We start from the raw sequence: 13,764 nt of genomic DNA on the forward strand, positions 1-13,764 counted from the left end.
TCCTCGTTAGGGTCAGCGGTCGGCCCGCCATTTGGATAATCAGATCAGGATCTTGCCATGGCGCACGAAGGTCGGCTTGACCACCCGCACCGGGTACCACTTGCCACGGATCTCCACTTCGGCGCGGTCGCCGGTGGCCATGGGCACGCGGGCCAGGGCAATGGATTTGCTCAGCGTAGGCGAGAAACTACCACTGGTGATCTCTCCTTCGCCAATCCCGGATACACGGACCACCTGGTGGGCACGAAGAACACCACGCTCCTCGAGCACCAGGCCGACCAGTTTTTCCTTCACGCCCTGCTCGATTTCCGCCAGCAGGCCGGCACGGCCGATGAACTCGCGGCCCGCCGGCTCCCAGGCGACGCTCCAGCCCAGATTGGAGGTCAGCGGGGTGTGGGCTTCGTCGATGTCCTGGCCGTACAGGTTCATGCCGGCTTCCAGGCGCAGGGTGTCGCGCGCCCCCAGGCCGCTCGGGGCGATGCCGGCGCCGACCAGGTCGTTGAAGAACGCCGGGGCCTGCTCGCCGGGAAGGATGATCTCCAGGCCGTCCTCGCCGGTGTAACCGGTGCGGGCGATGAACCAGTCACCGTCGGCGAGGCCTTCGAAGGGGCGCAGCTCGCGGATCAGCGCGGCACGCGAGGCGCTGAGCAGGGCGGCGACCTTTTCCCGGGCATGAGGGCCCTGGATGGCGAGGATGGCCAGTTCGAGGCGGACCTTGAAGCTGACCTTGAAACCTTCGCTGCGCGCCTGCAGCCAGGCCAGTACCTTGTCGCGGGTGGCGGCGTTGGCCACCAGGCGGTAGCCGTCCTCGGTGCGGTAGGCGATCAGGTCGTCGATCACTCCGCCATCGGCGTTGAGCAGGGGACTGTAGAGGGCCTTGCCGGGGTTTTCCAGACGCGTCACGTCATTGGCCAGCAGGTGTTGCAGCCAGGGCGTGGCGGCGCAACCGTCGATATCGATGACGGTCATGTGGGAGACATCGAAGACCCCGCAGTCACTGCGCACCTGGTGGTGCTCCTCGACTTGCGAGCCGTAATGCAGGGGCATGTCCCATCCGCCGAAATCGACCGTCTTGGCGCCGAGCGCCAGGTGCAGGTCATACAGAGGCGTACGCTGTCCCATGGGTTTCTCCTTCCGGGCGTGGCGAGGCGGCGGCGGTCGGCGATGTTCAATCATCACCTGTTTTTGTAGGACCCGTCGCTGCGAATGCCGCGCATTGTAGCCGCAAGGACGCTGCGTGGCACCCTCAGCGCGGGTGGCCCGGACGATGGGCCGAGCGACGGATCAGGCCGATCACCGGCAGCAGGCCGACCAGCACCAGGGTCAGGGCCGGCAGCGAGGCCCGTGCCCATTCGCCCTCGCTGGTCATCTCGAACACCCGCACGGCCAGGGTGTCCCAGCCGAATGGGCGCATCAGCAGTGTCGCCGGCATCTCCTTCAACACGTCGACGAACACCAGCAGGGCGGCGCTGAGCGCACCGGGCACCAGCAGCGGCAGATACACCTTGAAAAACAATCCCGGCCCGGCGACCCCGAGGCTGCGTGACGCCTCCGGCAACGACGGGCGGATCCGCTCCAGGCTGCTTTCCAGCGGGCCATAGGCCACGGCGATGAACCGCACCAGGTAGGCCAGCAGCAGGGCCGACAGGCTGCCCAGCAACAATGGCTTGCCCGCCCCGCCCAACCACTGCGACAGCGGTATCACCAGCTGGTTGTCCAGGTAGCTGAACGCCAGCATGATCGATACGGCCAGCACCGAACCCGGCAAGGCATAGCCAAGGTTGGCCAGGCCGACCCCGGCACGGATGGCCGTGGTCGGCGCCTGGCGCCGGGCGAAGGCCATCAGCATGGCCACGCTGACCGTGATCAGCGCCGCCATGGCGCCGAGGTACAGGGTGTGCATGACCAGGCCGAGGTAGCGCTCGTCCAGGTCGTGCCGGCCGCGCTGCCAGAACCACGCCAGCAGCTGCAGCATCGGGATGACGAAGGCGCAGGCGAACACCAGCAGGCACCAGCCGCTGGCGGCCAGGGCCTTGATGCCTCGCAAGTGATACAGCGCCTGCCCTCGTGGCCGCTCGTTGCCACTGCGGCTGGCCCCCCGTGCGCGGCGCTCGCCATACAGCACCAGCATCACCGCCAGCAGCAGCAGGCTGGCCAGCTGCGCCGCGCTGGACAGGCTGAAGAAGCCGTACCAGGTCTTGTAGATGGCCGTGGTGAAGGTGTCGAAGTTGAACACCGCCACCGCGCCGAAATCGGCCAGGGTTTCCATCAGCGCCAGGGCGATGCCGGCGCCGATGGCCGGGCGCGCCATGGGCAAGGCCACCCGCCAGAACGCCTGCAGCGGCGACAGCCCGAGCACCCGCGCGGCCTCCATCAGGCCCTTGCCCTGGGCCAGGAACGCGGTGCGCGCCAGCAGGTAGACGTAGGGATAGAACACCAGCACCAATACTGTGATCACCCCGCCGGTGGAACGTACCCGTGGCAGGCGCATGGGACCGAACACCTCGCGCAGGGCCGTCTGCACGGGGCCTGCGAAGTCGAGCAGGCCGACGAAGACGAACGCCAGGACATAGGCCGGAATCGCGAACGGTAGCATCAGCGCCCAGTCCAGCCAGCGCCGACCGGGGAATTCGCAGAGGCTGGTCAGCCAGGCCAGGCTCACGCCCAGTACGGTCACGCCGGCGCCAACGCCGACCACCAACGTGAGAGTGTTACCCAGCAGGCGGCTCATCTGGGTGTCGAGCAGGTGCGACCAGATCTGTATGTCGACCGATTGCCAGGATAGTAGCAGGACGCTCAGTGGGAGCAGGACCAGGGCAGCGGTCAGGGAGACTGGTAGGTACCAGCGGCGTTGGGGGGTGTGGGGCAAATCGAAGATCTCGATGGCTGGGCGATAGCATCGCGGGGCAAGCCCGCTCCCACGTCCGCATGGTTCGTGGGAGCGGGCTTGCCCCGCGATTGGTTCTCAAGGATAAGGCGACAGGCTCAGTTCCAGCCAGCCCGGTCCATCAAGCGAATCGCTTCGGCCTGGCGCTTGCCGGCGACTTCCACCGGAATGCTGTCGGCCTTGAAGCTGCCCCAGGCCGCGACTTCCGCCGAAGGCTTGACCTTCGGGTTGGCCGGGAACTCCTGGTTGATGTCGGCGAACAGTTTTTGCGCCTCCTCGCCGGTCATCCACTCCACCAGTTTCTTCGCAGCTTCCGGATGCGGTGCATGCTTGGTCAGGCCGATGCCCGACAGGTTGACGTGCACGCCACGATCACCCTGGTTGGGCCAGAACAGCTTCACCGGCAGATCAGGTTTTTCCTTGTGCAGGCGCCCGTAGTAGTAGGTGTTGACGATGCCCACATCGCACTGGCCGGCGGCGATGGCCTGGATTACTGCGGTGTCGTCGGAGAACACATCGGTGGACAGGTTGTTGACCCAGCCCTTGATCAGCTTCTCGGTCGCGGCCTCGCCGTGGTTCTCGATCAGCGTGGCGGCCAGCGACTGGTTGTAGACCTTCTTCGCCGTGCGCAGGCACAGGCGGCCCTCCCAGTTCTTGTCGGCCAGGGCCTCGTAAGTGCTGAGCTCCCCCGGTTTGACCCGGTCGGTGGAGTAGGCGATGGTCCGCGCGCGCAGGCTCAGGCCGGTCCAGTCATGGGACGAGGCGCGGTATTGCGGCGGGATGTTCTGGTCGATGACCGCCGACTTGATCGGCTGCAGGATGCCCATCTGCTCGGCCTGCCAGAGGTTGCCGGCATCGACGGTGAGCAGCAGATCAGCCACGCCGTTCTCGCCCTCGGCCTTGATGCGCTGCATCAACGGGGCTTCCTTGTCGGTGATGAACTTGATCTTGACGCCGGTCTTGGCGGTATAGGCGTCAAACACCGGCTTGATCAGCTCGTCGATGCGCGAGGAGTACACCACCACTTCATCCGCCGCCTGGGCGGTGCCGCCGAACAGAGTGAGGGCCAGGGCGGCCAGTAGGGGCTTGCGGGGCAACATCGGGGGTACTCCTCGCTGGATTGAGAGCTGTAAATGGTAGTGAATCCCATTTTCTTGCTCATCTGCCGAGGAGTTACCGAATGTTGCAAGGGCTGGTTGCAACGAACCAAACGACAGCCCCGATCAATCGAAACTGCCGTGCAACTGATGGATCTGGCGCCGCTGCTTCTTGTTCGGTCGCCCGTCGCTGGTCATGCCCAGCGCGCCCGCCTTGCGCATCTCGGCCGCCTGTTCGCGGCGCTTCATGCTTTCGGCCGTTTCCTCATACAGCGCCTGCGCCTCGGGCGCGCCGCGGCGCACCACCGACAATGCCCTGACCACCACGGTGCGCTCGTCGAAACCGGTGCGCAGCACGAACTCGTCGCCCACCCGCGGCTCCTTGCCCGGCTTGCAGCGCTCGCCCCGGCAGTGCACCTTGCCGCTTTCGATCGCCGCCTTGGCCAGGGCGCGGGTCTTGTAGAAGCGCGCCGCCCACAGCCATTTGTCCAGGCGGACCTTGTCGTCGTCTTCAGGCTTTTGTGCCATGGTCTTTCCTCGAACTCTGTCTTTCACGGAACTGTACTACCGTGACTGACGGATGCAAAAAGTCCGTGCCGTCATTACAGTTCACCTCCATATCCGCAGGGCACGCTTCGTGAAGACATTTGACCACCTGACTGTGATCGGCCTGCGCGAGTGGGTCGCCCTGCCCGAGCTGGGTGTCGCCGGGCTGCGCGCCAAGATCGACACCGGCGCCAGCACCTCCAGCCTGCATGCCACCGAGGTCGAACCGTTCGAGCGCGATGGCCAGCCATGGGTGCGCTTCACTGCGCACCTGGGCTCGGTGGTGCAGCTGCGCCACCGGCGTTGCGAGGCGCCGCTGGTGACCATGAAGACCATCAAGAGCTCCAACGGCCAGGCCCAGGTCCGCTACGTGATCCGGACGGCCCTGGCGCTCGGCGACCGGGTCTGGGAGGTCGAGTTCACCCTGGCCTGCCGCAAGAGCATGCGCTATCGGCTGCTGCTCGGCTCGAAGGCGCTCATCCATGGCCAGCTGGTGGTCAACCCAGGCCTTAAGTACGTCCAGGACAAACCGGCCTTCCCGGCCACCCTTTCCCCTGTCACAGGTGCTGCATGAAGATCGCTGTGCTGTCGCGCAATCCGCGTCTGTATTCCACCCGCCGCCTGGTCGAGGCCGGTACCCAGCGGGGCCACGAAGTGGTGGTGATCGACACGCTCCGGGCCTATATGAACATCGCCAGCCACAAGCCGCAGATCCATTACCGCGGCAAGCCGCTGGAGGGGTTCGATGCAGTGATCCCGCGCATCGGCGCATCGGTCACCTTCTATGGCTGCGCGGTGCTGCGCCAGTTCGAGATGATGGGCGTGTATCCGCTCAACGAGTCGGTGGCCATTGCCCGCTCACGGGACAAGCTGCGCTCGCTGCAGCTGCTGTCTCGGCGCGGTATCGGCCTGCCGATCACCGGTTTCGCCCACTCGCCGGACGATATCCCCGACCTGATCCAGATGGTCAACGGCGCGCCGCTGGTGATCAAGGTGCTCGAAGGCACCCAGGGCATCGGCGTGGTGCTGTGCGAGACCACCAAGGCCGCCGAATCGGTGATCGAGGCGTTCATGGGCCTGAAGCAGAACATCATGGTCCAGGAATACATCAAGGAGGCCGGGGGCGCCGACATCCGCTGCTTCGTGGTGGGCGACAAGGTGATCGCCTCGATGAAGCGCCAGGCCAAGCCGGGCGAGTTTCGCTCCAACCTGCACCGCGGTGGCGTGGCCAGCCTGATCAAGATCACCCCCGAGGAGCGCATGACCGCCATTCGCGCGGCGAAGGTCATGGGCCTGAGCGTGGCGGGGGTGGATATCCTGCGCTCCAATCACGGGCCGCTGGTGATGGAGGTGAATTCATCGCCGGGGCTTGAGGGTATCGAGGTAACCACCGGCAAGGACGTGGCCGGGATGATCATCGAGCATCTCGAGAAGAACAGCGGGCCGAATCAGACGCGGACCAAGGGCAAGGGCTGAGATTCCGGGGCTGCTGCGCAGCCCATCGCGGCACAAGGCCGCTCCTACAGGGACTCGCGCAGTCCTGTAAGAGCGGCCTGATGTCGCGAAAGGGCCGCAAAGCGGCCCCGGAAATCACACGGCATTACGCGGCAACAACAGCCCCAGCGGCAACCTCACCCGCGCCTCGATCCCGCCACCGGAGCGGTTGCGCAGCTCCACGTTGCCGCCATGCTGCGCGGCAATGCGCTTGACGATCGCCAACCCCAGCCCGGTGCCCTTGCCGCCCCGTGCCCGGTCGCCACGGATGAACGGGTTGAAGATGGTCTCCAGCTCCGACTCGTCGATGCCCGCGCCACGGTCCAGCACGCTGAGCACCACATACGGCGCGCTCTGGTCGCCCGACACATAGGCCGCCACCTCGACGCCCTTGCCGGCGTGATGCAGGGCGTTGCCGATCAGGTTGCCCAGCATGCGCTTGAGCGACACCCGGCGCAGCGGGAACGGCGGGATAGGCTCCAGGCACAGCCGTACCTGCTCCTTGTGCTGGTTGTAGGGCGCCACCACTTCGTAGATCAGGTCGTTGAGGTCGACCTCCTCCACCGGTTCGTCGCGCCCGTCCCGAATGAACGCCAGGAACTGGTCGAGGATCGCGTCCATGTCCTCGATGTCGCGGACCATGTCCTCGCTGAGATCGCTGTCGTTGTTCATCAGAGACAACGACAGGCGCAGCCGGGTCAGCGGCGTGCGCAGGTCATGGGACACCCCAGCCAGCATCAGCTCGCGCTCACGCCCGGCCTGCTCGACATCCTCGGCCATCTGGTTGAACGCGCGGTACACCTCGGTCATCTCGCTCGGGGTGTCGCTGATCGGCAGGCGCACACTGCGCCCCTGGCCCAGCTGGCGGGCGGCGAACACCAGGCGCTTGAGCGGCTGGTTGAGCTGGCGCACGAAAATCCAGGCCGATGCCGTGGACAACAGGCCGATGGCCAGGAACCAACCGAGCACGTTCCAGATCTTCTGCCCACGCAGCGGGTGCGGATACAGCGGCACCTTGAGCCAGCCCGGGCCCAGGCTCGGGGCATTCACCCACAGCGCGGGCGGCGCGTGGATGCGCAGGCGCACCTCGGTGTCATCGCCCAGCTCGGCCTGCATCTGGCGCTGGTAGATCTCGCTGTAGGGCCAGTGCTGCTCGCCCTCCGGCACGCCGGCGCCGGTCACGCGGATCAGGCCGGCCGCCTCGGCGATCTGGTCACGGTTCTCTTCATCCGCGGCCCAGTAGGCGCGCAACGTCAAGGCTACGCCGTGGCTGTACTGGCGATCGACCAGCACGTCCTCGTTCATCAGCAGGTACACGAGCGTCAGTGCCTTGGAGAACAGCACGACGATCAGCACCAGCCAGAGGGTGCGGGCGAAGAAGCTTTGCGGGAACCAGAGAGGCGTTTTCATCGATCAACTACTGTGCTGAAAAGGCCGGCCGCCACAGACGAAAACAGGGCGACCCGCATGGGTCGCCCTGCTGCACCCTGACGAGCCGACAGGCTCATTTGCCGGCGTTTCCGTCCGGCACGAAGACGTAGCCCACACCCCATACGGTCTGGATGTAGCGTGGCTTGGACGGGTCGGGCTCGATCATCCGGCGCAGGCGCGAGATCTGCACATCGATGGAGCGCTCCAGGGCGTCCCACTCGCGACCACGGGCCAGGTTCATCAGCTTGTCGCGGGTCAGCGGCTCGCGGGCGTGCATCACCAGGGCCTTGAGCACGGCGAACTCACCGGTGGTGAGCATGTGCGTCTCGTCGCCGCGCTTGAGTTCGCGGGTTGCCAGCGACAGCTCGTAGTCGCCGAAGGTGACGGTCTCTTCCTCGCTGCCCGGCGCGCCCGGCACGCTCGGGGACTGGCGGCGCAGCACGGCCTTGACCCGGGCCACCAGCTCGTCTGGGTTGAACGGCTTGGCCAGGTAGTCGTCGGCGCCCAGCTCCAGGCCCTTGATGCGGCTGAGCTCGTCACCCTTGGCGGTGAGCATGATGATCGGGATCTGGTTGTTCGACGCGCGCAGGCGCTTGCACGCGGACAGGCCGTCCTCGCCCGGCAGCATCAGGTCCAGGACCACCAGGTTGAACACTTCACGGGCCAGCAGGCGGTCCATCTGTTCGACGTTTGGCACGGTGCGGACACGGAAGCCCTTGCTGGTGAAGAAACGGTCCAGCAGGCTGCTCAGGCCCGGGTCGTCGTCGACGATGAGAATCTTGTCGCCTTCTGCGGCGTTTGCGGTGCTGGTCATGAATAACTCCTCTGATATCGCCGCGCATTATGGCGTAGCCACTGCAGCGCGTGCCGTGTGCATTGTTAGCAGATTTTTCCCGGCATGCCACTGTCGCCCCGTCGTCGGCTGGCGCCGCGCCATCACCGCAAGCCCGGCACGATGGGTATAATGCGCGCCTTTCACCCAGCGCCGCCGGGCATGAATGCCCACCCGCGGCCTTGCATTCACTATTTGTCAGGTGGTTTTCATGGACAGCATCAACAGCCGTATCGCCGAGGAACTGGGCGTGCGCCCACAGCAGGTCGAAGCGGCCGTGGGCCTGTTGGACGAAGGATCGACCGTGCCCTTCATCGCCCGTTACCGCAAGGAAGTGACCGGCAGCCTGGATGACACCCAACTGCGCCACCTGGAAGAGCGCCTGCGCTACCTGCGCGAGCTCGACGAGCGCCGCGCCAGCATCCTGGCCAGCATCGAGGAGCAGGGCAAGCTGACCCCGGAGCTGGCCCGCGAGATCAAGCTGGCCGACACCAAGACCCGCCTCGAAGACCTGTACCTGCCGTACAAGCAGAAGCGCCGTACCAAGGGCCAGATCGCCCTGGAAGCGGGCCTGGGCGAGCTGGCCGACGGCCTGTTCAACGACCCGCAACTGAACCCGGAAAGCGAAGCGGCACGTTTCGTCGACGCCGAAAAAGGCGTGGCCGACGTCAAGGCCGCCCTGGAAGGCGCCAAGTACATCCTCATGGAGCGCTTCGCCGAGGACGCCGCCCTGCTCGACAAGCTGCGCGGTTTCCTCAAGCAGGAAGCGGTGCTGACCGCCCGCGTAATCGCCGGCAAGGAAGAGGAAGGCGCCAAGTTCCGCGACTACTTCGCCCACGACGAACTGCTGCGCAGCGCGCCGTCGCACCGTGCCCTGGCGATCTTCCGCGGGCGCAACGAAGGCGTGCTGAGCGCCTCGCTGAAAGTCGGCGAGGAGCTGCCGGGCACCCTGCACCCGTGCGAGCTGATGATCGGCAACCATGTCGGCATCGAGAACCGCAACCGCCCGGCCGACAAATGGCTGGGCGAAGTGGTGCGCTGGACCTGGAAGGTGAAGCTGTACACCCACCTGGAAACCGACCTGTTCGGCGAGCTGCGCGACAACGCCGAAGGCGAGGCGATCAACGTCTTCGCCCACAACCTGCACGACCTGCTGCTGGCCGCCCCGGCCGGTCCGCGCGCAACGCTGGGCTTCGACCCGGGCCTGCGCACCGGCTGCAAGATCGCCGTGGTCGACGCCACCGGCAAGCTGCTGGACCACACCACGGTCTACCCGCACGCGCCGAAGAACGACTGGGACCGCACCATTTCCATCATGGCCGCGCTGTGCGCCAAGCACTCGGTCGAGCTGATCGCCATCGGCAACGGCACCGCCAGCCGCGAAAGCGACAAGCTGGTGGCCGAGCTGGTCAAGAAGTACCCGGCCCTGAAGATCACCAAGATCATGGTCTCCGAGGCCGGCGCCTCGGTGTACTCGGCTTCCGAGTTGGCCGCTCGCGAATTCCCTGACCTGGACGTGTCGATCCGTGGCGCGGTGTCCATCGCCCGCCGCCTGCAGGACCCACTGGCCGAACTGGTCAAGATCGATCCGAAATCCATCGGCGTCGGCCAGTACCAGCACGACGTGTCGCAGGTCAAGCTGGCCCGCGGCCTGGACGCCGTGGTCGAGGACTGCGTGAACGCCGTGGGCGTGGACGTCAACACCGCTTCCGTGGCGCTGCTGACGCGCATCTCCGGCCTCAACGCTACCCTGGCGCAGAACATCGTCGCCCACCGCGACGCCCACGGCCCATTCGCCACCCGCGCCGCGCTGAAGAAAGTCAGCCGCCTGGGCGAGAAGACCTTCGAACAGGCCGCCGGCTTCCTGCGCGTGATGAACGGCGACAACCCGCTGGACGCCTCGGCGGTGCACCCGGAAGCCTACCCGCTGGTGCAACGCATCGCCGCCGACACCGACCGCGACATTCGCTCGCTGATCGGCGACAGCGGTTTCCTCAAACGCCTGGATCCGAAGAAGTTCACCGACGAAAGCTTCGGCCTGCCGACCGTCACCGACATCCTCCAGGAGCTGGACAAGCCGGGCCGCGACCCACGCCCGGAGTTCAAGACCGCCACCTTCCAGGACGGCGTCGAGGACCTCAAGGACCTGGAGCCGGGCATGATCCTCGAAGGCGTGGTGACCAACGTCACCAACTTCGGTGCCTTCGTCGACATCGGCGTGCACCAGGATGGCCTGGTGCACATCTCGGCGCTTTCGGAGAAGTTCGTCAAGGACCCGCGTGAAGCGGTCAAGGCCGGCGACGTGGTCAAGGTCAAGGTCATGGAAGTGGACATCCCGCGCAAGCGCGTCGGCCTGTCCATGCGCATGAGCGACACCCCGGGCGAAAAGGTCGAGGGCAATCGCGGTGGCAACCGTGGCAACGGCGGCGACCGCCAGCAGCAGGCGCCGCGCCAGCGCGAGACCAGCACCGCCGCGCCGGCCAACAACGCCATGGCGTCGCTGTTCGCCAACGCCAAGCAGCTGAAGAAGAAGTGATGGACGTACCGAAGGAGTACGTCGAGAGCGCCTTCAGCCAGCTCCTGGGCTGCCGCCTGCAACGCCTGGACACGGGTGTTGCAGAGGTGGCCCTGGCGCTCGAGCCGCACCTGCGCAACCGCGGCCAGAAGCTGCACGGCGGAGCGCTCTTCAGCCTGGTGGACATCGCCATGGGCCTGGCCTGCTCGGCCAGCCATGGCTTCGACCAGCAGAGCGTGACCATCGAGTGCAAGATCAACTACATGCGCGCCGTCAGCGAGGGCGAGGTGCTGTGCACCGCCCGGGTGCTGCACGCCGGGCGGCGCACGCTGGTGGTCGACGCCGACGTGCTTCAGGACGACAAGCTGGTGGCCAAGGCCCAGGGAACCTTCGCGGTTCTCTAGCTGACAGGCCCCCATCTGCGGTATTTTCGGCGCATTGCTGTACACCTGATCGCGGGGCAAGCCCGCCCCCACGAACGTTCACAGACTTCGTGGGAGCAGGCTTGCCCCGCGATCGGATGCACCGGAACCGAGCAAACCAGGCGACAACGCCAGTTCCTTTCCCAACTACCCTTGTAGACCGTCATCCCTACCCCCATATTGGGGCGACTGACGCGTGAAGGAATCCATCTTGAGCGACCTCCTCAACCGCCGCCTGAGCCTGCTCGGCGACAATATCGACCTGCTCAAGCAGTGCCTGCACGGCATTGAGCGCGAATGCCTGCGCGTGACCGACGACGGTCGCCTGGCCCAGACCCCGCACCCCGAGGCCCTGGGTTCGGCGCTGACCAACGAGCAGATCACCACCGACTATTCCGAGTCGCTGCTGGAGTTCATCACCCCGGCCCTGGCGGACCCTGCCAAGGTGCTCGAGAGCCTCGACCAGATCCACCGTTTCGTCTACACCAAACTGGGCGACGAATACCTGTGGAGCCCGTCGATGCCCTGCGCGCTGCCGGCCGAGGAAGATATCCCGATCGCCGAATACGGCAGCTCCAATATCGGCAAGCTCAAGCACGTCTATCGCAAGGGCCTGGCCCTGCGTTACGGCCGCACCATGCAGTGCATCGCCGGCATCCACTACAACTTCTCCCTGCCCGAGGCGCTGTGGCCGTTGCTGCGCGACGCCGAAGGCGGCGAACAGGACGACCGCGACTACCAGTCCTCGGCCTATATCGCGCTGATCCGCAACTTCCGCCGCTACAGCTGGCTGCTGATGTACCTGTTCGGCGCTTCCCCGGCCCTGGACAAAGGCTTCCTGCGCGGCCGCCCGCACCAGCTCGAAGAGCTGGATGCCCAGACCCTCTACCTGCCCTACGCCACCAGCCTGCGCATGAGCGACCTGGGCTACCAGAGCAACGCCCAGGCGGGCCTGACGCCCTGCTACAACAACCTGGCCAGCTACACCGACAGCCTGCGCAAGGCCGTCGGCACGCCCTACCCGCCGTATGTCGAGGTCGGCACGCACAAAGATGGCGAGTGGGTGCAGTTGAACACCAACATCCTGCAGATCGAGAACGAGTACTACTCGAACATCCGCCCCAAGCGCGTCACCTACACCGGCGAGCGGCCGATCCAGGCCCTGACCTCCCGTGGCGTGCAGTACGTGGAAGTGCGCTGCCTGGACATCAACCCGTTCCTGCCGGTGGGTATCGACCTGACCGAGGCGCGCTTCCTCGACGCGTTCCTGCTGTTCTGCGCCTTGGAAGAAAGCCCGCAGCTGGACAACGGCGAGTGCGGCCAGTGCACCGACAACTTCCTTACCGTGGTCAAGGAAGGTCGTCGCCCGGGCCTGGAACTGCGCCGTGACGGCCAGCCGGTCGCGCTGAAGGCATGGGCGAGCGAACTGATCGGACGCATCGGCCAGCTGGCCGGGCTGCTCGACCGCGCCCAGGGTGGCAATGACCACGCCAAGGCCCTGGAAGCGCAGCAGGCCAAGGTCGACGACCCCGAGCTGACACCATCGGCCCAGGTGCTGGCGCGCATGACCGAGCACGACGAGAGCTTCGTCCAGTTCTCCCTGCGCCAGAGCCGCCTGCACGCCGAGACTTTCCGCGAGCAGCCGCTGCCCGCCGAACGCCAACAGGCCTTCGAGACCCTTGCCCGCGAGTCCCTGGCCGAGCAGTCGCGCCTGGAGCAGCAGGAAGTGGGTGACTTCGACCTGTTCGTCGGCGCCTACCAGGCCAGCATCCTGGCGATCAGCAACTGATGACCCGCCCCGCCTCCCCGCGCAAGCCACGTGCCAGCAGCCAGGCCAGGATCGAAGCGATCCTGGCCGCGGCCCGCGAGCTGCTGGCCGGGCAAGGGGTGGCGGCGCTGTCGATCTACAGCGTGGCCGAACGGGCGCAGATTCCGCCGTCGTCGGTGTATCACTTCTTCGCCAGCGTGCCGGCCTTGCTCGAGGCGCTGACCGCCGACGTGCACCGGGCTTTTCGCGAGGCCCTGAACGCGCCCATCGACAGCAGCGCATTCAGTACCTGGCCGCAACTGTCGCGGCTGATCGAGCAGCGCATGCTCGACATCTACAACGAAGATGCCGCGGCGCGGCAGCTGATCCTGGCCCAGCATGGGTTGAGTGAGGTGGTGCAGGCTGATCGTCAGCACGACCTGGAGCTGGGCGAGCTGATGCACAGGCTGTTCGACCGGCATTTCCAGCTGCCGGCGATGCCTCGGGACATGGATGTGTTCGCGTTGGCGATGGAGCTGAGCGACCGGGTGTATGTCCGCTCGATGCAGTTGCATGAAGCGATCACGCCGCGCATGGCGGAAGAGGGGATGCGGGTGTTCGAGGCGTATCTGGGGCTGTATCTGCCGCCTTATCTGGCCAAGCGTTCGGCGTGAGATCCTTGGGGCCGCTTTGCGGCCCTTTCGCGGCACGAGGCCGCTCCTACAGGGGTTATGCGATCCTCTGTAGGAGCGGCCTCGTGCCGCGAAAGGGGCGCACAGCGCCCCCTCTCCAG

General features: G+C 66.1%; 12 protein-coding genes. 6 read left to right on the forward strand and 6 right to left on the reverse strand.

Annotated elements, in window-relative coordinates; translation table 11 throughout:
• Positions 1–39: 39 nt before the first annotated feature.
• The 4 genes from gcvT to K2O50_RS25485 all read right to left on the reverse strand — a co-directional run bounded on the left by gcvT (position 40) and on the right by K2O50_RS25485 (position 4,512).
• A complete protein-coding gene (gcvT, locus tag K2O50_RS25470) occupies positions 40–1,122 on the reverse strand; it encodes a glycine cleavage system aminomethyltransferase GcvT (protein ID WP_220689955.1) in 1,083 nt (360 codons plus the stop codon).
• Positions 1,123–1,246: 124 nt separating this feature from the next.
• Positions 1,247–2,869: an iron ABC transporter permease gene (locus tag K2O50_RS25475; RefSeq protein ID WP_050707442.1), complete on the reverse strand. Its 1,623-nt coding sequence runs from the start codon at positions 2,867–2,869 to the stop codon at positions 1,247–1,249.
• A gap of 116 nt (positions 2,870–2,985) precedes the next feature.
• On the reverse strand, positions 2,986–3,987 hold the full coding sequence (locus tag K2O50_RS25480; RefSeq protein WP_050707443.1) for an extracellular solute-binding protein: 1,002 nt from the start codon (positions 3,985–3,987) through the stop codon (positions 2,986–2,988).
• Positions 3,988–4,110: 123 nt separating this feature from the next.
• Positions 4,111–4,512 carry an RNA-binding S4 domain-containing protein gene (locus K2O50_RS25485; protein ID WP_050707444.1) on the reverse strand — a complete coding sequence of 134 codons (402 nt, stop codon included), beginning with the start codon at positions 4,510–4,512 and terminating at the stop codon, positions 4,111–4,113.
• Positions 4,513–4,621: 109 nt separating this feature from the next.
• Here K2O50_RS25485 and K2O50_RS25490 point away from each other — a divergent pair, with 109 nt between their 5' ends.
• Complete coding sequence (locus K2O50_RS25490; RefSeq protein ID WP_050707445.1) at positions 4,622–5,104, forward strand: ATP-dependent zinc protease; 483 nt, start codon at positions 4,622–4,624, stop codon at positions 5,102–5,104.
• Positions 5,101–6,006: a 30S ribosomal protein S6--L-glutamate ligase gene (rimK, locus tag K2O50_RS25495; RefSeq protein WP_011531656.1), complete on the forward strand. Its 906-nt coding sequence runs from the start codon at positions 5,101–5,103 to the stop codon at positions 6,004–6,006. The genes K2O50_RS25490 and rimK overlap by 4 nt, the downstream gene beginning before the upstream one ends.
• Before the next feature lie 114 nt (positions 6,007–6,120).
• Here the strand turns inward: rimK and K2O50_RS25500 are convergent, their stop codons facing one another.
• Positions 6,121–7,434: an ATP-binding protein gene (locus K2O50_RS25500; RefSeq protein ID WP_050707446.1), complete on the reverse strand. Its 1,314-nt coding sequence runs from the start codon at positions 7,432–7,434 to the stop codon at positions 6,121–6,123.
• 94 nt (positions 7,435–7,528) lie between these two features.
• Complete coding sequence (ompR, locus tag K2O50_RS25505; protein WP_050707447.1) at positions 7,529–8,269, reverse strand: two-component system response regulator OmpR; 741 nt, start codon at positions 8,267–8,269, stop codon at positions 7,529–7,531.
• Positions 8,270–8,498: 229 nt separating this feature from the next.
• On the opposite strand from ompR, the gene K2O50_RS25510 reads away from it, so the two are divergent.
• The 4 genes from K2O50_RS25510 (at position 8,499) to K2O50_RS25525 (ending at position 13,645) form a co-directional block, all read left to right on the forward strand.
• Positions 8,499–10,823, forward strand: a complete 2,325-nt coding sequence (locus K2O50_RS25510; RefSeq protein ID WP_050707448.1) for a Tex family protein — start codon at positions 8,499–8,501, stop codon at positions 10,821–10,823.
• A complete protein-coding gene (locus K2O50_RS25515) occupies positions 10,823–11,206 on the forward strand; it encodes a PaaI family thioesterase (RefSeq protein WP_050707449.1) in 384 nt (127 codons plus the stop codon). The genes K2O50_RS25510 and K2O50_RS25515 overlap by 1 nt, the downstream gene beginning before the upstream one ends.
• Before the next feature lie 229 nt (positions 11,207–11,435).
• Positions 11,436–13,013, forward strand: coding sequence for a glutamate--cysteine ligase (gene gshA, locus K2O50_RS25520; protein WP_162232989.1), 1,578 nt, complete (start codon positions 11,436–11,438; stop codon positions 13,011–13,013).
• On the forward strand, positions 13,013–13,645 hold the full coding sequence (locus K2O50_RS25525) for a TetR/AcrR family transcriptional regulator (protein WP_050707451.1): 633 nt from the start codon (positions 13,013–13,015) through the stop codon (positions 13,643–13,645). Before gshA ends, K2O50_RS25525 begins: the two co-directional genes overlap by 1 nt.
• Positions 13,646–13,764 lie beyond the last annotated feature (119 nt).

The sequence above is a fragment of the Pseudomonas sp. 2hn genome (genome assembly GCF_019646095.1).
Lineage (GTDB): Bacteria > Pseudomonadota > Gammaproteobacteria > Pseudomonadales > Pseudomonadaceae > Aquipseudomonas > Aquipseudomonas peradeniyensis.

Coding starts and splice junctions, on each gene's coding strand:
- gcvT (WP_220689955.1), bottom strand. CDS start 1,122: ATGGGACAGCGTACGCCTCTGTATGACCTGCACCTGGCGCTCGGCGCC.
- K2O50_RS25480 (WP_050707443.1), bottom strand. CDS start 3,987: ATGTTGCCCCGCAAGCCCCTACTGGCCGCCCTGGCCCTCACTCTGTTC.
- K2O50_RS25485 (WP_050707444.1), bottom strand. CDS start 4,512: ATGGCACAAAAGCCTGAAGACGACGACAAGGTCCGCCTGGACAAATGG.
- rimK (WP_011531656.1), top strand. CDS start 5,101: ATGAAGATCGCTGTGCTGTCGCGCAATCCGCGTCTGTATTCCACCCGC.
- K2O50_RS25500 (WP_050707446.1), bottom strand. CDS start 7,434: ATGAAAACGCCTCTCTGGTTCCCGCAAAGCTTCTTCGCCCGCACCCTC.
- ompR (WP_050707447.1), bottom strand. CDS start 8,269: ATGACCAGCACCGCAAACGCCGCAGAAGGCGACAAGATTCTCATCGTC.
- K2O50_RS25510 (WP_050707448.1), top strand. CDS start 8,499: ATGGACAGCATCAACAGCCGTATCGCCGAGGAACTGGGCGTGCGCCCA.
- K2O50_RS25515 (WP_050707449.1), top strand. CDS start 10,823: ATGGACGTACCGAAGGAGTACGTCGAGAGCGCCTTCAGCCAGCTCCTG.
- K2O50_RS25525 (WP_050707451.1), top strand. CDS start 13,013: ATGACCCGCCCCGCCTCCCCGCGCAAGCCACGTGCCAGCAGCCAGGCC.